Below are 21,334 nucleotides of genomic sequence, written 5' to 3' on the forward strand. Positions count from 1 at the left end.
TTTCTGCCACAGTTGCGTCCAGGGGCTGGTTTTTGTCCGGGTTCTGTATACACTGGAAAGGTCAAACCACCGAAGGAGGCAACGATGCGCGCCAGCGACAGGGCCTACGAAGCGCTGCGCGATGACATCACCGAGTGGCGCCTCCTGCCGGGCACGGTGCTGGCAGAGGTGGAACAGTCGGAACGCCTAGGCGTCTCGCGCACGCCCCTCCGGGAGGCGCTGAGCCGTCTCACGGCGGAAGGGCTGACGACGACGGCCGGCAGCCGCGGCGTCGTCGTCACCGACGTTTCACTCGACGACATCGACGAACTTTTCGAGCTCCGCGAAACCCTGGAGTGCAAAGCAGCAGCGCTCGCAGCCGAACGCGGCGACTCTGCCGTGTTCGTGCAGTTGCAGAAGGAATTCCTCGAAGCGCCCGCCCTCATCGATGGCAGCGACCCGGGCCGGCACGCTTATTACGAGCTCGCGGGGCGCCTCGATGCGGCCATCGATGCTGCTGCTTCCAACTCCTACCTGGCCCAGGCCATGCGCGGCCTGCGTGTGCACCTGGTCCGGGTCCGCAGGCTTGCCGCCGACGACGCGCACCGGCTCACTGCCGCTGCAGCCGAGCACGCGGCCATCGCCGAGGCCATCGCCGCCGGAAACCCCCGGCTGGCCGAGGCAGCCACCACGCTCCACCTGCACAGAAGCCTTTCACACGTCAAAAACACGCACACGCCCCACGACAAGGAGCACCATGGTTAAGGAACACCACGTCCGCGTTTACAAGAGCGAGGAAAACCTGCCCCGCGAGGAGCAGCTCGCCTACAAGATCGCCAAGGTAGCCACCGATCCCGTCCCGGTCACTGACGAGGTCACAGACATGGTGATCAACCGGGTGATCGACAACGCTTCGGTTGCCATCGCGTCCTTGAACCGCAGCCCCATCGTGGCGGCCCGGGCCCAGTCGCTGGCGCATGCTCCCAGCACCGGGGGCCAGGGGGCCAAGGTCTTCGGTATCGGCGAGCGCGTTTCCCCCGAATGGGCGGCATGGGCCAACGGGGTGGCGGTGCGCGAACTGGACTACCACGACACCTTCCTGGCGGCCGACTATTCGCACCCTGGCGACAACATCCCGCCGATCCTTGCGGTTGCCCAGCACACCGGGGCCAGCGGACACGACCTGGTGAGGGGCATCGCCACCGGGTACGAGATCCAGGTGAACCTGGTCAAGGCCATCTGCCTGCACAAGCACAAGATCGACCACGTGGCCCATCTCGGCCCGTCGGCTGCGGCGGGCATCGGCACGCTCCTGGGGCTCGACGTCGAGACCATCTTCCAGTCCGTGGGACAGGCACTGCACACCACCACCGCCACGCGGCAGTCGCGCAAGGGCGAAATCTCCACCTGGAAGGCGCACGCTCCGGCGTTCGCAGGGAAGATGGCCGTGGAGGCCGCGGACCGTGCCATGCGGGGCCAGACCTCGCCCGTGCCGATCTATGAAGGCGAGGACGGGGTGATCGCCTGGATGCTGGACGGCCCGGACGCTTCCTACATGGTCCCGCTGCCGGAAGCCGGGGAGGCCAAGCGCGCGATCCTGGACACGTACACCAAGGAACATTCCGCCGAGTACCAGGCCCAGGCCTGGATCGACCTCGCGCGGAAGCTGAACCGTGAGCACCCCGAGGCCACCGACCCCGCGAACGTGAAGTCCGTGCTGATCAAAACGAGCCACCACACGCACTATGTGATCGGCTCCGGCGCCAACGATCCGCAGAAGTACGATCCCAAGGCCAGCCGGGAAACCCTGGACCACTCCATCCCCTACATTTTCACGGTGGCACTGCAGGACGGCGCGTGGCACCACGTGGACTCCTACGCCCCCGAACGCGCCGCACGCCCGGACACGGTGGACCTGTGGCAGAAGGTGAGCACAGAGGAAGATCCTGAGTGGACGCGGCGCTACCATTCGCTGGACATTGCCGAGAAGGCCTTCGGCGGTTCCGTGGAGATCATCCTGGCGGACGGCACAGTCATCACGGACGAGATCGCCGTGGCCGACGCCCATCCGCTCGGCGCGCGCCCCTTCGGCCGGGAGCAGTACGTCAACAAGTTCCGCACCCTCGCCGCCGGACTGGTGGAGGAAGCGGAAATCGAAAGGTTCCTCGCCGCCGTCGAACGCCTCCCGGAACTCGCCGCCGGCGAACTGGACCAACTGAACATCACTGCGGCGCCGGGGGTCATCGACCTGGGCGCGGCACCGAAGGGCCTGTTCTGATGCTGTACTCCAAGACCACTCCGGAGCAGAAGCGGATCCGGTTCCGGGAACTCCTGGCCTCCGGGACCATCCAGCAGTTCCCGGGCGCCTTCAACCCGCTCTCGGCACGGCTGATCGAGGAGAAGGGCTTCGCCGGCGTCTACATCTCCGGCGCCGTGCTGGCCAACGACCTCGGCCTGCCGGACATCGGCCTGACCACCCTCACCGAAGTCGCCACCCGCGCCGGACAGATCGCCCGCATGACGGACCTGCCCGCCATCGTGGATGCGGACACCGGCTTCGGTGAACCCATGAACGTGGCCCGCACCGTCCAGGAAATCGAGAATGCCGGGCTGGCCGGGCTGCACATCGAGGACCAGTTCAACCCCAAGCGCTGCGGCCACCTCGACGGCAAGAACGTGGTGGACCTTGAGACTGCCACCAAGCGCATCCGCGCCGCGGCCGATGCACGCCGCGACCCGAACTTCCTCATCATGGCCCGCACCGACATCCGCGCCACCGACGGACTCGCAGCGGCCCAGGACCGGGCCCGCGCCCTCGTGGATGCCGGTGCGGACGCCATTTTCCCCGAAGCGATGGCCACCCTGGACGAGTTCCAGGCCATCCGCGACGCCGTGGACGTGCCAATCCTGGCGAACATGACGGAGTTCGGAAAGAGCGAACTCTTCACCGTGGACCAGCTCGCCGGGGTGGGCGTGAACATGGTGATTTATCCGGTGACCCTGCTCCGTAGTGCCATGGGCGCTGCTGAGCGTACGCTGGACTCGATTAAGGCTGAGGGAACACAGGAGGCACAGGTGGGCAGCATGCTGACCCGTGCGCGGCTGTACGACCTCGTTGACTACGAGGCCTACAACCGCTTCGACACCGGGGTCTTCAATTTCCAGGTCCCCGGGAAGCACTAAAAACCACCACCGCCGGCCGCGGCCGGCATCCGAAAGGCGACAGGAACAAGGGAGTTTCAGCATGGCTGAACAGGACATCAAAAAAGGTCTCGCCGGCGTCGTAGTGGATTACACATCCGTTTCGAAGGTCAACCCGGACACCAACTCACTGCTGTACCGCGGCTACCCGGTCCAGGAGCTCGCCTCCCGGTGCAGCTTCGAGGAAGTTGCGTACCTGCTCTGGAACGGGGAACTGCCCAGCCAGGACCAGCTAGCTGAATTCACTGCCCGGGAGCGGGCCGGGCGCGCCCTGGACCCGGTGGTCAAGCAGGTGGTCGATACCCTGCCCACCAGCTCGCACCCCATGGATGTCTGCCGGACAGCCGCGTCGGTGATGGGGGCCAGGCATCCGCTGGCGGAAGACTCGTCGCGGGAGGCCAACATGGCCAAAGCGGTGGACCTCTTCGCCGCCATGCCGGCCGTGGTGGCGTACGACCAGCGCCGCAGGCACGGGCAGTCCGTGGTGGAACCCCGCGACGACCTTGGCTACTCGGCCAATTTCCTCTGGATGGCGTTTGGCGAGGAGCAGGTACCGGAGGTGGTGGAGGCCTTCAACGTTTCCATGATCCTGTACGCCGAGCACAGCTTTAACGCCTCGACGTTCACGGCACGGGTCATCACGTCCACCCTCTCGGACCTGCACTCGGCGGTCACCGGAGCCATCGGTGCGCTGAAGGGACCACTGCACGGCGGAGCCAACGAGGCCGTCATGCATACCTTCGACGAGATCGGGATCCGGCCCGAGGAGTCCCTTGAGGAGGCAGCAGCCCGGGCCAAGGCGTGGATGGAGAATGCGCTCGCCCAGAAGAGGAAAGTGATGGGCTTCGGCCACCGCGTGTACAAGCACGGCGACTCCAGGGTGCCCACCATGAAGGCTGCGCTGGATAAGATGATCGCCCACTACGGGCGGCCCGAGATCCTGGGCCTGTACCAGGGGCTTGAAACCGCCATGGACGAAGCCAAGGCCATCAAGCCCAACCTCGACTACCCGGCAGGGCCCACCTACCACCTGATGGGCTTCGACACCGCAACGTTCACTCCCCTGTTCGTTGCCAGCCGCATCACGGGCTGGACGGCGCACATCATGGAGCAGTTGGACTCCAACTCGCTGATCCGGCCGCTGAGCGAGTACAACGGCCCCGAGGAGCGGCACCTGCCGTAGGCGCCGCTGCTGCGGAAACCACGACGACGGCGGGAGGGCGCTGCGGTGCCCGGCCCGCCGTCGGCGTCTAACGGCTTAAGGCAGCAGGCTTTCCGAGGAGGCGACGGCCTCGTTGTCGTTGTCCATGGTCACCACGATGTTGACGCTGCCTCCCTCCAGCACCACCGGCAGCCAGTGGTCCGCATCCTGCCACATCCGGTCAACGGGCAGCGCGGCGGTATCGAACCAGGCGGGAGCGATCTCGGTGCTTTCGGTGGGTTCGCCTTCCCAGCGGACAGCGGTGAACAGACGGGTGTCCATGTCCCACTCCGGCTTGGCAGGGAACACGAAGCGCACCACCCCGGCATCCCGAAGGTCCTCGTGCCGGAGCCCGACGTCGGTTTCCTCCCGCACCTCGCGGATCACTGCTTCCGCTTCGGTCTCCCCCACTTCGACGTGCCCGCCGATGCCGACAATCTTTCCGCGCCCGAAGCCGGTCTTCTTCAGCCCCAGCAGGACCTGGGAAACGCCGTCCACCTCTTGGAGCAGGAAACACAGTGCCACTGCAGCGGCCGCCATGCTCAGCCCAGCGCCCGGGGGTGCGCGGCAGCGTAGATCTCCCGCAGGGTATCGGCAGTGACAAGGGTATACACCTGGGTGGTGGTCACCGAGGCATGGCCCAGGAGTTCCTGGACCACGCGGACGTCGGCGCCGCCTTCGAGCAGGTGGGTGGCGAAGGAGTGCCGGAGGGTGTGCGGGGAGACGTCCTTGGTGATGTTCGCCTTTTCGGCTGCTGCCTTGAGGATGGTCCAGGCACTCTGGCGGCTGATGCGGCCGCCGCGGGCGTTCAGGAACAGTGCGGGCGTGCCCTTTCCCTTGGCCGCCAGCAGGGGACGTCCGCGCACCAGGTAGGCGTCCAGTGCCCGGGCGCCGTACGAGCCGAGGGGTACCAGCCGTTCCTTGGACCCCTTGCCGAAGAGCCGCACGATGGCCGGGCCCGATTCGGCCTCCGCCAAGGAAATGTCGTCAACGTCCAGGCCCACGGCCTCACTGATCCGCGCCCCGGTGGAATACAGGAACTCAAGGAGGGCCCGGTCGCGCAGCCCCGTTGCCGTGTCCGTTCCCGCCGCCTCAAGGATCCTGGTCACCTCGTCGACGCTGATGGCCTTGGGCAGCCGTTTCCCGGGCATCGGCGGGTGGACCTCACTGGCAGGGTCGGAGGGGGTATGCCCCTCCAGGGCCCAGAACTTGTGGAGCCCTCGCACTGCCACCACGGTCCTGGCCGCGGACCGCACTCCCAGGGCGGTGCCGCCGTCGGAACCGTCAGAAAGGGCCTGGACGAATCCCGTCACGTGGCGCCGGGTGACCTCCTCCGGGCGGCGGCAGCCGGCGGCGGAAAGGTAACGGGAGTAGCGGGCAAGATCCCGCCGGTAGGCAGCCAGGGTGTTGGCCGCGAGTCCGCGCTCCACACCCATGTGCTGGAGGTAGTCGGTGATGCCGCGGTCAACGGCGGTTGGCGGGGCAGGCGGTGGTACGGAATCCTGGACCGGCGTTGCCGGGGCGGGCCCTGCGGGGGCCAGCCCGGCGGAGGAAGTGGGGACCATCAGCGCTGGCTGGGGTGGGCCGGCCACGGCGCATCCGCTGGACGGAGGCCTTCATACCCGCCGGCGCGGGCCGCGGCCGCTGCCAGGATTCCAACGACGGCGGACGGGTTGTGGAGCCTGCCGGCCAGCACCGACGCCACGGCGTCGTCCAGGCTGATCCAGTGGAACTCGATCTCGGCTTCCTCATCCGTCCGCTCGTGGCGTTCGTGGTGGGGTATGTCGATGAGGTCCCGGGCAAGGTAGATCCTGATGGCCTCGCTGGAGGACCCGGGGGAATTGAAGAAGTCGGCCAGGACGTTCCACGTTCCCGCGGCAAGGTCCGCTTCCTCGGCCAGTTCGCGGGCGGCCCCGACCACGAAGTCCTCCCCTTCGATATCCAGCAGGCCGGCCGGGATTTCCCAGAGGTCCATGCCCACCGGGTGGCGGTATTGCCTGAGTAGGAGGATTTCGCCGTCGGCGTTCATGGGCAGGACCGCGACTGCCCCGGGGTGGTCGATGTAGTCGCGGGTCAGGGCCTCACCGGTCTCCTGCAGCTGGAAACTGTCGCTGACCACGTCCCAGATCCGGCCCTCGTAGACCTTCTCGGTAGACAAAAGACGGCGCGGGCTCGGTGCATCCGAAACCTGCTTTGCAGCAGGGGTGTTTTCAGGTGTGCCGGGCATCGCGCCGTCCTTTTTCTGTTGGAACTACTTAGCGGCTACCGTACCGGAATGCTCGGCCTCGACAGCGCCGACCCCCACGGTGGCGGCCGTGTCGGAGCCCCGCTGGTGGTCCAGCGCGGCCTTCACCAGGCCGGCGAACAGCGGGTGCGGCCGGGTGGGGCGCGAGCTCAGCTCGGGGTGCGCCTGGGTGGCCACGTAGTACGGGTGGACGTCAGCGGGCAGTTCGACGAACTCCACGAGCTTGCCGTCCGGTGACGTGCCGGAGAAGACCAGGCCCGCGGCCGCGATCTGCTCGCGGTACTTGTTGTTGACCTCGTAGCGGTGGCGGTGGCGTTCGCTGACGGTGGTCTTGCCGTAGGTTTCGGCGATGACGGATCCGGCGTCGAGCTTGGCTTCGTAAAGGCCCAGGCGCATGGTACCGCCGAGGTCGCCGCGACCCTCGACGAACTCCAGCTGCTCTTCCATGGTGGCGATGACCGGGTACTTGGAATCAGGCTCGAACTCGCTGGAAGACGCACCTTCCAGCCCCACCACGTTGCGGGCGTATTCGATCACCATGCACTGCAGGCCCAGGCACAGTCCCAGGACGGGCAGCTTGGTTTCGCGGGCGAACTTCAGGGCGCCGAGCTTGCCTTCAAGTCCGCGGATGCCGAAGCCGCCGGGAACGCAAATGGCGTCGACGCCGTCGAGCGCCTTAATAGCGCCCTCGCGGGTTTCGCATTCGTCCGAGGGGACCCAGCGGATCTTGACCTTGGTGTCGTTGGCGAAGCCGCCGGCACGCAGGGCCTCTGTCACTGACAGGTAGGCGTCGGGCAGGTCGATGTACTTGCCCACCAGCGCGATCTCAACCTCGTGCTTGGGGTTGTGCACGGCTTCGAGCAGCTTGTCCCAGCTGGTCCAGTCCACGTCCTTGAACGGCAGGTCCAGGGCGCGCACGATGTACGAGTCCAGGCCCTGCGTGTGGAGGGTCTTGGGGATGTCGTAGATGCTGGGGGCATCGGCGGCGTTCACCACGGCGTCGATGTCGACATCGCACATCCGGCCGATCTTTTCCCGCATCGCGTCGGGCACCTCGCGGTCCGAGCGGATAACGATCGCCTCAGGCTGGATGCCGATGGACCGCAGGGCTGCGACGGAGTGCTGGGTGGGCTTGGTCTTCAGCTCCTGGGACGGCCCGATGTACGGGACCAGCGAGACGTGGAGGAAGAACACGTTGGTGCGGCCGATGTCCTGGCGCACCTGGCGGGCCGATTCGAGGAACGGCTGGGATTCGATGTCCCCCACCGTGCCGCCGATTTCGGTGATGATGACGTCCGGGGCGTTCTTGCCCTCGGCGGGCAGGCGCATCCGGCGCTTGATCTCATCCGTGATGTGCGGGATGACCTGGACGGTGTCCCCGAGGTACTCGCCGCGGCGTTCCTTGGCGATGACCGTGGAGTACACCTGCCCCGTGGTTACGTTCGCCGAACCTTCCAGGTTTTCGTCCAGGAAGCGCTCGTAGTGTCCGATGTCCAGGTCCGTTTCGGCGCCGTCGTCGGTGACGAAGACTTCGCCGTGCTGGAAGGGGTTCATGGTGCCCGGATCCACGTTCAGGTAGGGATCCAGCTTCTGCATAGTTACAGACAGGCCACGCGCACGCAACAGGTGACCGAGGCTTGATGCCGTCAGTCCCTTACCGAGCGAGGACGCCACACCACCGGTTACGAAGATGTGTTTGGTCGTCTTGGACGAGCCCGGGAACCGGGAATTTACACGGGAATTTGATCGCTGCACCACGGAATTCGAGCCTATCATCATTTGAGCCTTCCACGGATCGCTGGGAGTGCTTCCCAAATGCCCAAGTCTGCCGGTCTGGCCGCCCCGGGAGCAAGGGGTGACCGGTGGCCGGCACCCCGGCAAGGCCGGGTTTCAGGCCCGCTGCGGCAGCAGTTTCGCGTCGTCCAGCAGTTCCCGGGCGTGGGCTTGCGCCGACTCCGAATCCTCCTGGCCGGCCAGCATGCGCGCCAGTTCACGGACCCGTTCGGAACCGTCAAGGAGGCGGACATCACTTGAGGTGAACCCCGTGGCTGTTTTGCCGTCGGCTCCCCGGACGGAGGTTTTGGTGACCGTGATGTGCTGGTCCGCGAAGGCGGCCACCTGCGGAAGGTGCGTGACCACCAGCACCTGGACGTGGCGGGCCAGCATGGCCAGCCTGCGGCCGATCTCGACGGCGGCACGTCCGCCCACGCCGGCGTCCACCTCGTCGAAGACGAAAGTGGGAACGGGGTCCACGGCAGCCAGCACCACCTCAATGGCGAGCATGACGCGCGAGAGTTCACCGCCGGACGCGCCCTTGCCCAACGGCCGGGCGGCCGCACCGGAGTGGGGCTGCAACAGGAAGCTGATCTCGTCCGTGCCATATGGGGTTAGCTGGCCGGCGGGGGCGATGGTGATGACGAGGGTGGCATCGGCCATGGCCAGCGCCTTTAGCTCGGCGCTTACCCGGGCCGAAAGGTCCTTGGCGGCCTTGGCCCTGATCTTGCTGATTGCGGCGGCCTGCTTCTTCAGGTCCGCCTCAGCCTTCACCACTTCGGCGTCCAGGGTTTCGATCCGGGTTGAGTCGTCCTGCAGTTCGTCGTAGCGGACGCGGGCGTTCTCCGCCCAGACGAGCACCTCGTCAATGGTCGGTGCATATTTGCGGACCAGTTTGGCCAGGGCGGCCCGCCGGTCCTCAATTTCCGCGAGCCGTTCCGGCCCCTCCGTGTCCAGGCCAGCCTGGTAGCTGGCCAGCTCCGTGGCGATGTCGTTGAGCAGGAAGCCCACCTCAGCCAGCCGCGCAGCCGCTGAGCCGAGCTCGGCGTCGTGTTCTGCCACATGCTCCAGCGTCCGCTTGGCGGCATCAACCAGGGTGGTGGCGTCCCCCGCTTCGCCGAAGTCCTCAGCGATAAGTGCCTGGTGGGCGGTGCTCGCTGCGATGCGGAGCTCCTCCACGTTGGCGAGCTTTACGGCCTCGGCCTTGAGCAGCTCGTCCTCCCCCGGCTGCGGATCCACCTCATCAATCTCAGCCAGGGCGGACTCCAGGGACTCGGCCTCACGCAGCCTGTCGCGGGCGGCAGTGCGGAGGCTGTCCAGCTCCGCCTGGCTGGACTTCCAGTGGTTGTAGAGGTCCTGGTAGGCGGCCAGCGGACCGGCCAGCGATTCACCGGCGAACTTGTCCAGGGCGCCTCGCTGGGCGGCGGCTCCCTTGAGCCGGATCTGGTCCGACTGGCCGTGGACCACCACCAGGGTCTCGCCGATTTCGGCAAGGACACCCACCGGCGCCGCCCTGCCGCCCAGGAAGGCACGGCTGCGGCCGTCGGAACCAAGGCGACGGGCAAGGATCAGCTCCGCGCCGCCGTCGAACTCCTCCGTCTCGGCACCCGCCTCCAAAGCCCTGGCTATGGCGGGATGGCCGGCGTCGAGCTTGAGCACTGCCTCGGCGGTGGCACTCTTGGCACCGCTCCGCACCGCCCCGGCGTCGGAGCGGGCACCCAGCAGGAGCCCGACGGCGGTGACCACCATGGTCTTGCCCGCACCCGTCTCACCGGTCACCACGCTCAGGCCCGGCCCCAGCGGCAGCGTTGCGTCAGCAATGACGCCCAGATCGCGGATTCTCAGTTCTTCAAGCATGGCTTCACTTTGCGGTCGGCGGATCGGTTTCGACATCGGGCTGGCCCGCTTGCGGTACCTGGAGCGGGGGCATGGGGCGGGGCGTCCGGATGATGGGGATGGGGCCGGTGTGAACGGACTCAGCCTTGGGGGCCGGGCCGCGCCAGCCGTGAATGGGCAGCTGGAATTTCCGGACCAGCCGCGCGGAAAACGGCGTCTGGTGCGTGCGCGCCAGCCGCACCGGAGTGGCGGACTTCGTGACCTCCACCCTGGCTCCCGGGGGCAGGTCCACTGACCGCCTGCCGTCACACCAGAGGACGCCCAGGGCATCCGTACGGTTCAGGACTTCCACCGCCAACCGCGAGCGGGGCGAGACCACCAGGGGTTTCGCGAAGAGGGCATGGGCGCTGATGGGGACGATGACCAGGGCCTCCACCTCGGGCCAGACCACCGGGCCGCCGGCGGAAAAGCCGTACGCGGTGGAACCCGTGGGCGTGGCCAGCACGATGCCGTCGCAGCCGAAGGACGTCAGCGGACGCTCATCCACCTCGGTGACCACCTCCAGCATGCGTTCGCGGTTGGCCTTCTCGATGGCGGCCTCATTCAGCGCCCACGTGTGCCAGATCTTCTGGCCGCGCACCCAGACCTGGACATCGATGGTCATGCGCTCTTCCACCGTGTACTCACGGCTGGCAATCCATTCCACCGTCTGGGCCAGGTCCGCCCGCTCACTTTCGGCGAGGAAGCCCACATGGCCAAGGTTCACCCCGAGCAGCGGAACGTCCACCTCACGGACAAGCTCGGCCGCGCGCAGGATGGTGCCGTCGCCCCCGAGGACCATGACAAGTTCAACGTCCGGGAGCTGGACGTGGTCGTGGAGGATCTCCACGGGCTGGGCCAGGTGTCCGAAGAACCGCTCCATGTCCCCGAGTTCGGACTCCTGCATGACCGGCACAATGCCCGAGGCATGCAGCAGGGCGCACGCCTCCCAGGCGGCCTTCAGTGAGTCCTCGCGGCCGGTATGGGCGAGGACCAGTACACGCCTGCTCATCAGGTTCCGCTCTCTAGTGGTTCGGCCAGATTCGTCCGAGCAAGGCAGCGGCCGCTGCCTCCCGCTCTTCGATCTTAGGCAAGTCTTGGCTCATCCTGCGTTTTATCCACAGGAAGTATTCAACGTTTCCGTCCTGGCCCGGCAGCGGACTCTGCGCGAGGCCCCTTAGGTCAAGCCCGGCGTCGAGCGCTGCCTTAGCCACCTTTTCCACCGCCAGCCGCCGTTCCCGCTCGGAGGTGACCACGCCGGTCCGTCCCAGCCGGTCCTTTCCGATTTCAAACTGCGGCTTCACCATCAGCACAAGGTCACCACCGGGCTCGGTGCAGAGAGCCAGCGGCTGCACCACCAGGGTGAGGGAAATGAAGGACAGGTCAGCCACGGTAAGCGATGCGGGGCCGCCAATGTCCGCGGGCGACATGTAGCGGACGTTGAGACCTTCGTGGACCTCGACGCGGGGATCATCCCTGAGCTGGGGCACCAGCTGGCCATGCCCGACGTCGACCGCCACCACATGCGCGGCACCGCGCCTCAGCAGCACGTCCGTGAAGCCGCCCGTGGAAGCTCCGGCGTCGAGGCACCTTTTCCCCGCTGCCGAGACCTCGGGGAAGGCGTCAAGGGCACCGGCCAGCTTGTGTCCTGCCCGGCTGGCGTAGGCGTCCTGTTCATCATGCTGAACGGCAAGGTCCCGGCCCTCATCAACCTGGAGGGACGCCTTGGCGAGCACCTGCCCGGCGGAACTCACCTTGCCCTCGGCGATCAGGGCGGCCGCGTGGGTGCGGGACCGGGCAAGGCCACGGGCCACCAACGCCTGGTCGAGGCGCACCGGCATCAGGCAGCGCCGTCCGTCGGATCAGTGCTTCCATGCTCACTGTTGGCGGGGTCGCTATTGGCGGGGTCGCTGTTCAGCGCGGCCAGCAGTTGATCGTGAAGTTCGCTGTAAACGGTCTCGTGCTCCGCCACCGGAACCTGCGGCAAGGCTTCAAGCCGTGCCAGGGCCTGCGCCACTACCGGGTCCGTGACACCTGCACCGCCGGTACCAGGCCAGTCCGGGGAAGGCTGGGCTGCTGCGGGGAGGGGTTCGGTCAGCTCAGTCATTCCACCAGTCTAGTGATCCAGCCAGACGAGTTCAGGCGCCTGGGGTGCGGCGGCGTCCGGGGTGGCTGCCCACCAGGCTGCACACGCGGCCCGCCAGGAATCCAGGTTGTCCTGGCTGCCGATGATGCCCACCGCACCGTTGGCCACCCGGGCCGTGGCCTCGCCGCAGGCGTAGGTGCCGTCGTCGTGCGTGACCTCCGGGTACACCCGGTGCAGGTCCCCAAGGGAGCTGATGATGTAGTCCGGGCGTTCGGCGGCACGGGCAGCCAGGATGGTTTGCCGGGTGTCGACGCCGGTCAGTACCGCCACAGTGGCGAAGCCTGCGTTGTTTCCGCCCAGGATGTCGGTGTCCAGGCGGTCTCCCACCACCAGGGGGCGTTCCGCGCCAAGCCGCTTGGCGGCGGAGTGGAAGAGCGGCGCTTCGGGCTTGCCGGCCACGCGCGGGGTTTGGCCCGTTGCGGCTGCCACGGCCTGCACCAGCGTGCCGTTTCCCGGAGCGATGCCGCGGGCCTGCGGTATGGACATGTCCGTGTTGGTGGCCACCCACAGGGCGCCCGCGTTCACCACGTAAGTGGCTTCGGCCAAGTCCTTCCACCCGATCTCGGGGTTGAATCCCTGGACCACCGCCACCGGGTCCTCGTCCTGGCCGTACACCGGCACGAGCCCCACGAGTTCGATCTCCGCGGCCAGCGCCGGACTGCCGGTGATGAGTACCCTGGAGCCCGGAGCCAGCAGGGAGGCGAGCAGGTCTGCAGCGGCCTGGGATGAACTGACCACCTGATGGTCCTCGGCGGGCGCCCCGAGTTCCCGGAGGTGGGCAGCCACCTGCGCCGGTGACCGGGACGCGTTGTTGGTCACGTAGCCCAGACCCACGCCAAGGCCGGAGAGCTGCTTCAGGGACTCAACCGCACCGGGGATGGCGTGCGGTCCGGCATAGACCACGCCGTCCAGATCTGCCAGGAGGGCGTCGAACAGGGAAATCAGGGGAACAGCACTCATGCGTCAGTCTTCCCGGCGGTCCTGCTGGTCCCCGGCCTGGTCTTCCAGATCGGGTTCGCCGTCACGTCCGGCTTCGGCTCCATCTGCGGCCTCCCCGGAGGTTTCCAGCTCGTCCGGCTCCACCGAGTCTTCGTCGGACTCGGCGTCGTCGGAGGCGAAGTAGTCACTCTCCTGGTCCTCGATGGCGGTGTCCTGCTGTTCAGCGGACTCGGCAGCGAAGTCGGCTCCAGCTGCACCTGCGGCTGAGGCGGCATCGGTAGAGGATACGGCGCTTGTGGCGGTTTCCGATGCCTGGGACGCGCGCTCCAGCAGGCGGCGGCGTTCGGCTTCTTCCCTGGCCTCTTCTTCTTCATCCCAGCCGAGGTCGATGATGTCCGGTTCCTCGTCCACGCCCTGGCCCAGTGCGTTCTCGGCCACAACGGCCTGCTTCCGCCATTTCTCGGCTTCAGCTTCGCGGCCTACGCCGGCGAGGGCGTCGGCGTAGGCACGGAAAAGCCGGGGGCTGTAGGAGAAGGCCCGGTTGATGTCCAGTTGCGGGATTTCCAGTTCGGCTACGGCAGCGTCCAGCTGTCCGAGGTCGGTCCGGGCACCTGCGGCAACGATAGCGAGTTCGACTTTGCCGGGAGCGTCCAGGTCCTGGGCTTCCTCGGACCGGGCCACGTCCAGTGCACGGTCCGGGCGCCCCAACCCTCGTTCGCAGTCGGCCATGACCGGAAGGTGGACGTTGGAGCCGCTGATGCGGCGGTAGGTGCGGAATTCGCGCAGGGCCTCGCCGTAGTGGCCGGCTGCGTACGCCGTCAGTCCGACGGCTTCGCGGACGGCTGCCAGCCGGCCCCCACGCCGGCTCGCAGCCAGGGCGTGCTGGAACGCAAGTTCCGGCTCTTCATCGATCAGCCTGCCGGCCATGACCAGGTGGCGGGCCACCCACTCAGCACTTTTTGCTTCGAGGGTCTTGATCTGGTGCTGGGTTGCGCGGTCCAGTTCCTTGCCGGTGACGTCCTCGTCGATTTCGGGAGAACGTTCCCGGTCCGGGCGGTTGGCGCTCCGGAGGTCCCGGGCGTTGGGCACGCGGACGGGACGGTCTTCCTGGCGGTCCCGCCCAAAGTTGCGGGGTCCGGCACCTTCCCGGCTGGAGCCCCGATCAAAACTTCGGGGTGCTCGGTCCGGGCGGTCGCCGCGGTCGCCACGATCAGGCCGTTCGGACCGTTCACCGAAAGGCTTCCGGTTCTCTCCCCCGCCGAAGCTGCGACGGTCGCCCTCGCCGTCACGGCGGGGACGGTCACCAAAAGGCTTCTTGTCACGGTCCCCAAACGGCTTACGGTCACGATCGCCGAACGGCTTACGGTCACCAGCACCGAAGGGCTTACGCTCACCCTCGCCGTCACGGCGCGGACGGTCACCAAAGGACCGGTTCTCACGGTCCCCGTAAGGCTTGCGGTCGCGGTCTCCGAACGGCTTACGCTCTCCAGCACCGAAAGGCTTACGCTCACCCTCGCCGTCACGGCGCGGACGGTCCCCAAACGGCTTACGGTCACGGTCCCCGAACGGCTTACGGTCACGATCTCCAAACGGCTTACGCTCCCCCGAACCGAAGGGCTTACGCTCTCCAGCACCGAAAGGCTTACGCTCACCTTCCCCGTCACGGCGCGGACGGTCACCAAAAGGCTTCTTGTCACGGTCCCCAAACGGCTTACGCTCACCGCCGCCTGAGGCAGGGCCGGAATCGCTGTTGTCGCGGCTGCTGCGGGAACGGAATCCACGCGGATCGCCGCCTGAGTTGTTGTTGCCGCGGAACGCGCCTCGGTCATTTCCGCCGCGGTTGCCGCCGTTGTGCTCAGCCATGTGGATTCCTCCTGTTGTGAGCCGACCACTGGCGCAACTGCAGCCGCTCGTATCCGTGTTTCGTTTCCTACGCAACCCGAAATCAAGCGCTTCGAAGTCCGTACATCTTCATCAATTCTAGTGGAGTCGCCCAACCGGGCAGTACGGTAAAAGCCCAGGCGCCGGCATCGTGGCAAGATTCACACGCTCTCTCAGTTGATGCGGGTTTTTCGGCGATGCTCTCTCGGTTGATGTGGGGTTTCCTGGGGGTGCTCTCGCAGTTTGGCGCTGGTGGTCGACGGCGGGCCGGCCGGGCAGTGCGGCAGGGCCCCGGGGGCGCGTTAAGTGAGAGAGGGTCCCCCGGGAGGGCGCATCAAGTGAGAGAGGGAACCCCGGGGAGGGGGCATCAAGTGAGAGAGGGTCCCCCGGGAGTGCGCATCAAGTGAGAGAGGGTCCCCCGGGAGGGCGCGTTAAGTGAGAGAGGGTCCCCACGGGAGGGGGCGTTAAATGCGGGAGGCCCCAACCTGGTGGTTGGGGCCTCGACCTAATGGTTGTCCGGCGGTGACCTACTCTCCCACACCCTCCCGGGTGCAGTACCATCGGCGCTGTGGGTCTTAGCTTCCGGGTTCGGAATGGGACCGGGCGTTTCCCCCACGCTATGACCGCCGTAACCTTGTTACCCGTCCGCCCGGGTGTGATCCCCGGGGGTGGGAAGTGTTGTGGTTACAACATTGTGGTGTTGTTATTTAGTTGGTGTTCCCTGCAACAAATGGTTTGTTGTTCGGGAACCACATAGTGGACGCAAGCAGTCTTGTTTTTTCTTTTTACCAACCCTGGTGTGGAACCGCTTTTGAACCGGTTTCACGGGTGTGGTGTGTGGTGTAAGTTATCGGCCTATTAGTACCGGTCAGCTTCACGAGTCGTTAGTCCTCGCTTCCACATCCGGCCTATCAACCCAGTGGTCTGGCTGGGGGCCTCTCACACACGAGGTGTATGGAAATCTCATCTTGAAGCGAGCTTCCCGCTTAGATGCTTTCAGCGGTTATCCCATCCGAACGTAGCTAATCAGCGGTGCACTTGGCAGTACAACTGACACACCAGAGGTTCGTCCGTCCCGGTCCTCTCGTACTAAGGACAGCCCTTCTCAAATTTCCTGCGCGCGCAGCGGATAGGGACCGAACTGTCTCACGACGTTCTAAACCCAGCTCGCGTACCGCTTTAATGGGCGAACAGCCCAACCCTTGGGACCTACTCCAGCCCCAGGATGCGACGAGCCGACATCGAGGTGCCAAACCATGCCGTCGATATGGACTCTTGGGCAAGATCAGCCTGTTATCCCCGAGGTACCTTTTATCCGTTGAGCGACGGCCATTCCACAATGTACCGCCGGATCACTAGTCCCGACTTTCGTCCCTGCTCGAGATGTCTCTCTCACAGTCAAGCTCCCTTGTGCACTTACACTCGACACCTGATTGCCAACCAGGCTGAGGGAACCTTTGGGCGCCTCCGTTACTTTTTAGGAGGCAACCGCCCCAGTTAAACTACCCATCAGGCACTGTCCCTGACCCGGATTACGGGCCGAAGTTAGATGTCCAAAGTGACCAGAGTGGTATTTCAACGATGACTCCACCCGAACTGGCGTCCGGGCTTCAACGTCTCCCACCTATCCTACACAAGCCACTCCGAACACCAATACCAAACTATAGTAAAGGTCTCGGGGTCTTTCCGTCCTGCTGCGCGTAACGAGCATCTTTACTCGTACTGCAATTTCGCCGAGTTTATGGTTGAGACAGCGGGGAAGTCGTTACTCCATTCGTGCAGGTCGGAACTTACCCGACAAGGAATTTCGCTACCTTAGGATGGTTATAGTTACCACCGCCGTTTACTGGGGCTTAAATTCTCAGCTTCGCCTTGCGGCTAACCGGTCCTCTTAACCTTCCAGCACCGGGCAGGAGTCAGTCCGTATACATCGTCTTGCGACTTCGCACGGACCTGTGTTTTTAGTAAACAGTCGCTTCCCCCTGGTCTCTGCGGCCCCGATCCCCTCCCACCAGCAAGTGGTGTTCAAGGTTGGGGCCCCCCTTCTCCCGAAGTTACGGGGGCATTTTGCCGAGTTCCTTAACCATAATTCTCTCGATCGCCTTAGTATTCTCTACCTGATCACCTGTGTCGGTTTGGGGTACGGGCGGCTAAAACCTCGCGTCGATGCTTTTCTCGGCAGCATAGGATCACCGAATCCCCCCAAACGGGGGTCCCATCAGATCTCAGGCATCATGAACAGCGGATTTGCCTACCGTTCGCCCTACATCCTTAGACCGGGACAACCATCGCCCGGCTCGGCTACCTTCCTGCGTCACACCTGTTAATACGCTTGCCTCCCAGGATCAGGTCCTGCGCTCCACCAAAACCCTTCACCCACAAGGGGTGTCAGGCAGGTCTCGGGCAGTTAGTATCCCCTGTTCAGCATGGGCGGTTTTTCGCCGGTACGGGAATATCAACCCGTTGTCCATCGACTACGCCTGTCGGCCTCGCCTTAGGTCCCGACTTACCCAGGGCAGATTAGCTTGACCCTGGAACCCTTGATCATTCGGCGGACGGGTTTCTCACCCGTCTTTCGCTACTCATGCCTGCATTCTCACTCGTGTAGGCTCCACCGCTGGTTTACACCGCGACTTCACCGCCCACACGACGCTCCCCTACCCATCCAAACGCCTGAACCACAAGGGCTTAGCTAATATTTGAATGCCACAACTTCGGCGGTGTACTTGAGCCCCGCTACATTGTCGGCGCGGAATCACTTGACCAGTGAGCTATTACGCACTCTTTTAAGGATGGCTGCTTCTAAGCCAACCTCCTGGTTGTCTTCGCAACTCCACATCCTTTCCCACTTAGCACACGCTTAGGGGCCTTAGTTGGTGGTCTGGGCTGTTTCCCTCTCGACTATGAAGCTTATCCCCCACAGTCTCACTGCTGCGCTCTCACTTACCGGCATTCGGAGTTTGGCTGACGTCAGTAACCTTGTAGGGCCCATTAGCCATCCAGTAGCTCTACCTCCAGCAAGAAACACGCAACGCTGCACCTAAATGCATTTCGGGGAGAACCAGCTATCACGAAGTTTGATTGGCCTTTCACCCCTACCCACAGCTCATCCCCTCCATTTTCAACTGAAGTGGGTTCGGTCCTCCACGACGTCTTACCGTCGCTTCAACCTGGCCATGGGTAGATCACTTCGCTTCGGGTCTAGATCACGCCACTGCAACGCCCTATTCAGACTCGCTTTCGCTACGGCTGCCCCACACGGGTTAACCTCGCGACGTAACACTAACTCGCAGGCTCATTCTTCAAAAGGCACGCCGTCACCAGAATCAGACTGGCTCCGACGGATTGTAAGCACACGGTTTCAGGTACTGTTTCACTCCCCTCCCGGGGTACTTTTCACCTTTCCCTCACGGTACTGGTCCGCTATCGGTCATTAGGGAGTATTTAGGCTTATCAGGTGGTCCTGACAGATTCGCACGGGATTTCTCGGGCCCCGTACTACTTGGGATACTCTCACAGGCGGTACACAACATTACGGTTACGGGGCTAACACCCTCTCTGGCCGGCCTTTCAAGACCGTTCACCTATGCCTGCACATCACACCCCACCAGCCCGGCAGAACTGGTATGGAAAGTCCCACAACCCCGACCATGCAACGCCCGCCGGCTATCACACATGGAACGGTTTAGCCTGATCCGCGTTCGCTCGCCACTACTAACGGAATCACTATTGTTTTCTCTTCCTGCGGGTACTGAGATGTTTCACTTCCCCGCGTTCCCTCCACGCACCCTATGTGTTCAGATGCGGGTCACCGAGTCACTCGCGCGCTCGGCGGGGTTTCCCCATTCGGACACCCTGGGATCACAGTCCGGTTATCGACTCCCCCAGGCTTATCGCAGATTCCTACGTCCTTCTTCGGCTCCTAATGCCAAGGCATCCACCGTGTGCTCTTAAAAACTTGACCACAAAAGATCAAAAACGCTAATTTTCGAGAGAACCACGAAAACCACTGCACCATCCCGAAAGACAGCACAACAGATCCAGGTTCATATTCTTGGAAATTGCTTCTTATAAAAGATGCTCGCGTCCACTATGTAGTTCTCAAACAACAACCCCAAACCACACACCCCACACACACAACATGCATGATCGGTGCAGCCAGGAAACCAGAAACAAACAAACCCGCAACCCCGCCCCGCAAAACGGGACGGAACCACGGCCCTGTTGCCTCAGGACCCAACAGTGTGCCAAACACGAAACCACCCGCACCCACCAGCACCCTTCCAGGAACCCCCGCAAAGAGGAACCGTACTAAGCACCGGAAAGAACCGGCAGCCGCTATTCGTTGATATTCCACCCTTGAGCACCCGCCGCAGAACTTGCGTCTGCGCAACGGGCTGTACTCCTGACAAACCCCCGCACCGCATACACGGCACGAACAATCTGTAGGTGCTCCTTAGAAAGGAGGTGATCCAGCCGCACCTTCCGGTACGGCTACCTTGTTACGACTTAGTCCCAATCGCCAGTCCCACCTTCGACAGCTCCCTCCCACAAGGGGTTAGGCCACCGGCTTCGGGTGTTACCAACTTTCGTGACTTGACGGGCGGTGTGTACAAGGCCCGGGAACGTATTCACCGCAGCGTTGCTGATCTGCGATTACTAGCGACTCCGACTTCATGGGGTCGAGTTGCAGACCCCAATCCGAACTGAGACCGGCTTTTTGGGATTAGCTCCACCTCACAGTATCGCAACCCTTTGTACCGGCCATTGTAGCATGCGTGAAGCCCAAGACATAAGGGGCATGATGATTTGACGTCGTCCCCACCTTCCTCCGAGTTGACCCCGGCAGTCTCCTATGAGTCCCCACCATCACGTGCTGGCAACATAGAACGAGGGTTGCGCTCGTTGCGGGACTTAACCCAACATCTCACGACACGAGCTGACGACAACCATGCACCACCTGTAAACCGACCGCAAGCGGGGCACCTGTCTCCAGGTATTACCGGTTCATGTCAAGCCTTGGTAAGGTTCTTCGCGTTGCATCGAATTAATCCGCATGCTCCGCCGCTTGTGCGGGCCCCCGTCAATTCCTTTGAGTTTTAGCCTTGCGGCCGTACTCCCCAGGCGGGGCACTTAATGCGTTAGCTACGGCGCGGAAAACGTGGAATGTCCCCCACACCTAGTGCCCAACGTTTACGGCATGGACTACCAGGGTATCTAATCCTGTTCGCTCCCCATGCTTTCGCTCCTCAGCGTCAGTTAATGCCCAGAGACCTGCCTTCGCCATCGGTGTTCCTCCTGATATCTGCGCATTTCACCGCTACACCAGGAATTCCAGTCTCCCCTACATCACTCTAGTCTGCCCGTACCCACCGCAGATCCGGAGTTGAGCCCCGGACTTTCACGGCAGACGCGACAAACCGCCTACGAGCTCTTTACGCCCAATAATTCCGGATAACGCTTGCGCCCTACGTATTACCGCGGCTGCTGGCACGTAGTTAGCCGGCGCTTCTTCTGCAGGTACCGTCACTTTCGCTTCTTCCCTACTGAAAGAGGTTTACAACCCGAAGGCCGTCATCCCTCACGCGGCGTCGCTGCATCAGGCTTGCGCCCATTGTGCAATATTCCCCACTGCTGCCTCCCGTAGGAGTCTGGGCCGTGTCTCAGTCCCAGTGTGGCCGGTCACCCTCTCAGGCCGGCTACCCGTCGTCGCCTTGGTAAGCCATTACCTCACCAACAAGCTGATAGGCCGCGAGTCCATCCAAAACCACAAAAAGCTTTCCACCCCCCACCATGCGATGAGGAGTCATATCCGGTATTAGACCCAGTTTCCCAGGCTTATCCCAGAGTTAAGGGCAGGTTACTCACGTGTTACTCACCCGTTCGCCACTAATCCCCCCACAAGTGAGGTTCATCGTTCGACTTGCATGTGTTAAGCACGCCGCCAGCGTTCATCCTGAGCCAGGATCAAACTCTCCGTTGAAGTAAAACAGACACAACCCCCAGCCCCGGGAAAACGGGACAAAAAGGCTGCACAAAATTTGAAACCAGCTGTAAAAACCAGACCACCCACAGGGGCGGATGACCCGGTCAA

Annotated in this window: 14 protein-coding genes and 3 rRNA genes; 4 read left to right on the forward strand and 13 right to left on the reverse strand. The window is 64.0% G+C overall.

The annotated features are described in order from the left end of the window. Positions 1–84: 84 nt before the first annotated feature. From GK109_RS02370 to GK109_RS02385, 4 genes are all read left to right on the forward strand, one after another. The gene (locus GK109_RS02370; RefSeq protein WP_157238536.1) at positions 85–744 is read left to right on the forward strand and encodes a GntR family transcriptional regulator; all 660 of its coding nucleotides are present in this window, start codon (positions 85–87) and stop codon (positions 742–744) included. Then, positions 737–2,257: an MmgE/PrpD family protein gene (locus GK109_RS02375; RefSeq protein ID WP_157238537.1), complete on the forward strand. Its 1,521-nt coding sequence runs from the start codon at positions 737–739 to the stop codon at positions 2,255–2,257. The genes GK109_RS02370 and GK109_RS02375 overlap by 8 nt, the downstream gene beginning before the upstream one ends. Further along, positions 2,257–3,162: a methylisocitrate lyase gene (gene prpB / locus GK109_RS02380; protein WP_157238538.1), complete on the forward strand. Its 906-nt coding sequence runs from the start codon at positions 2,257–2,259 to the stop codon at positions 3,160–3,162. Before GK109_RS02375 ends, prpB begins: the two co-directional genes overlap by 1 nt. A gap of 61 nt (positions 3,163–3,223) precedes the next feature. After that, positions 3,224–4,363: a bifunctional 2-methylcitrate synthase/citrate synthase gene (locus GK109_RS02385; protein ID WP_157238539.1), complete on the forward strand. Its 1,140-nt coding sequence runs from the start codon at positions 3,224–3,226 to the stop codon at positions 4,361–4,363. A 75-nt stretch (positions 4,364–4,438) separates the two neighbouring features. Here the strand turns inward: GK109_RS02385 and GK109_RS02390 are convergent, their stop codons facing one another. From GK109_RS02390 to GK109_RS02450, 13 genes are all read right to left on the reverse strand, one after another. Then, positions 4,439–4,921: an 8-oxo-dGTP diphosphatase gene (locus GK109_RS02390; protein WP_157238540.1), complete on the reverse strand. Its 483-nt coding sequence runs from the start codon at positions 4,919–4,921 to the stop codon at positions 4,439–4,441. A gap of 2 nt (positions 4,922–4,923) precedes the next feature. Continuing rightward, entirely contained in the window at positions 4,924–5,946 is a 1,023-nt protein-coding gene (gene xerD, locus GK109_RS02395) for a site-specific tyrosine recombinase XerD (RefSeq protein ID WP_157238541.1), read from the reverse strand. Then, positions 5,946–6,608, reverse strand: coding sequence for an NUDIX hydrolase (locus GK109_RS02400; RefSeq protein WP_157238542.1), 663 nt, complete (start codon positions 6,606–6,608; stop codon positions 5,946–5,948). Before GK109_RS02400 ends, xerD begins: the two co-directional genes overlap by 1 nt. 24 nt (positions 6,609–6,632) lie before the next feature. Next, on the reverse strand, positions 6,633–8,402 hold the full coding sequence (locus tag GK109_RS02405; protein WP_157242551.1) for a CTP synthase: 1,770 nt from the start codon (positions 8,400–8,402) through the stop codon (positions 6,633–6,635). A 114-nt stretch (positions 8,403–8,516) separates the two neighbouring features. Further along, complete coding sequence (gene recN / locus GK109_RS02410; protein WP_157238543.1) at positions 8,517–10,256, reverse strand: DNA repair protein RecN; 1,740 nt, start codon at positions 10,254–10,256, stop codon at positions 8,517–8,519. Positions 10,257–10,260: 4 nt separating this feature from the next. After that, the gene (locus GK109_RS02415) at positions 10,261–11,286 is read right to left on the reverse strand and encodes an NAD kinase (RefSeq protein WP_157238544.1); all 1,026 of its coding nucleotides are present in this window, start codon (positions 11,284–11,286) and stop codon (positions 10,261–10,263) included. Positions 11,287–11,299: 13 nt separating this feature from the next. After that, on the reverse strand, positions 11,300–12,115 hold the full coding sequence (locus GK109_RS02420) for a TlyA family RNA methyltransferase (protein WP_157238545.1): 816 nt from the start codon (positions 12,113–12,115) through the stop codon (positions 11,300–11,302). After that, complete coding sequence (locus GK109_RS02425; protein WP_157238546.1) at positions 12,115–12,381, reverse strand: hypothetical protein; 267 nt, start codon at positions 12,379–12,381, stop codon at positions 12,115–12,117. The genes GK109_RS02420 and GK109_RS02425 overlap by 1 nt, the downstream gene beginning before the upstream one ends. Positions 12,382–12,390: 9 nt before the next feature. Next, positions 12,391–13,380, reverse strand: coding sequence for an HAD-IIA family hydrolase (locus GK109_RS02430; protein WP_157238547.1), 990 nt, complete (start codon positions 13,378–13,380; stop codon positions 12,391–12,393). Between the two features lie 3 nt (positions 13,381–13,383). After that, the gene (locus GK109_RS02435; RefSeq protein ID WP_157238548.1) at positions 13,384–15,222 is read right to left on the reverse strand and encodes a hypothetical protein; all 1,839 of its coding nucleotides are present in this window, start codon (positions 15,220–15,222) and stop codon (positions 13,384–13,386) included. 532 nt (positions 15,223–15,754) lie between these two features. Further along, a 5S ribosomal RNA gene (gene rrf / locus GK109_RS02440) occupies positions 15,755–15,871 on the reverse strand. Between the two features lie 206 nt (positions 15,872–16,077). Further along, positions 16,078–19,204: ribosomal RNA gene (locus GK109_RS02445) — 23S ribosomal RNA — on the reverse strand. A gap of 496 nt (positions 19,205–19,700) precedes the next feature. Beyond that, positions 19,701–21,223, reverse strand: a 16S ribosomal RNA gene (locus GK109_RS02450). The 16S, 23S and 5S rRNA genes sit together here, the layout of an rRNA operon. Positions 21,224–21,334 lie beyond the last annotated feature (111 nt).

Origin of the sequence: Pseudarthrobacter sp. GA104 (assembly GCF_009741265.1) — a bacterium.
Lineage (GTDB): Bacteria > Actinomycetota > Actinomycetes > Actinomycetales > Micrococcaceae > Arthrobacter.

Excerpts from the sequence above, each read along its gene's own strand:
- GK109_RS02415 (WP_157238544.1), bottom strand. The coding sequence starts at position 11,286 with ATGAGCAGGCGTGTACTGGTCCTCGCCCATACCGGCCGCGAGGACTCA.
- GK109_RS02425 (WP_157238546.1), bottom strand. The coding sequence starts at position 12,381 with ATGACTGAGCTGACCGAACCCCTCCCCGCAGCAGCCCAGCCTTCCCCG.
- GK109_RS02370 (WP_157238536.1), top strand. The coding sequence starts at position 85 with ATGCGCGCCAGCGACAGGGCCTACGAAGCGCTGCGCGATGACATCACC.
- GK109_RS02435 (WP_157238548.1), bottom strand. The coding sequence starts at position 15,222 with ATGGCTGAGCACAACGGCGGCAACCGCGGCGGAAATGACCGAGGCGCG.
- GK109_RS02420 (WP_157238545.1), bottom strand. The coding sequence starts at position 12,115 with ATGCCGGTGCGCCTCGACCAGGCGTTGGTGGCCCGTGGCCTTGCCCGG.
- GK109_RS02400 (WP_157238542.1), bottom strand. The coding sequence starts at position 6,608 with ATGCCCGGCACACCTGAAAACACCCCTGCTGCAAAGCAGGTTTCGGAT.
- recN (WP_157238543.1), bottom strand. The coding sequence starts at position 10,256 with ATGCTTGAAGAACTGAGAATCCGCGATCTGGGCGTCATTGCTGACGCA.
- xerD (WP_157238541.1), bottom strand. The coding sequence starts at position 5,946 with ATGGTCCCCACTTCCTCCGCCGGGCTGGCCCCCGCAGGGCCCGCCCCG.
- GK109_RS02375 (WP_157238537.1), top strand. The coding sequence starts at position 737 with ATGGTTAAGGAACACCACGTCCGCGTTTACAAGAGCGAGGAAAACCTG.
- GK109_RS02385 (WP_157238539.1), top strand. The coding sequence starts at position 3,224 with ATGGCTGAACAGGACATCAAAAAAGGTCTCGCCGGCGTCGTAGTGGAT.
- prpB (WP_157238538.1), top strand. The coding sequence starts at position 2,257 with ATGCTGTACTCCAAGACCACTCCGGAGCAGAAGCGGATCCGGTTCCGG.
- GK109_RS02390 (WP_157238540.1), bottom strand. The coding sequence starts at position 4,921 with ATGGCGGCCGCTGCAGTGGCACTGTGTTTCCTGCTCCAAGAGGTGGAC.
- GK109_RS02430 (WP_157238547.1), bottom strand. The coding sequence starts at position 13,380 with ATGAGTGCTGTTCCCCTGATTTCCCTGTTCGACGCCCTCCTGGCAGAT.
- GK109_RS02405 (WP_157242551.1), bottom strand. The coding sequence starts at position 8,402 with ATGATAGGCTCGAATTCCGTGGTGCAGCGATCAAATTCCCGTGTAAAT.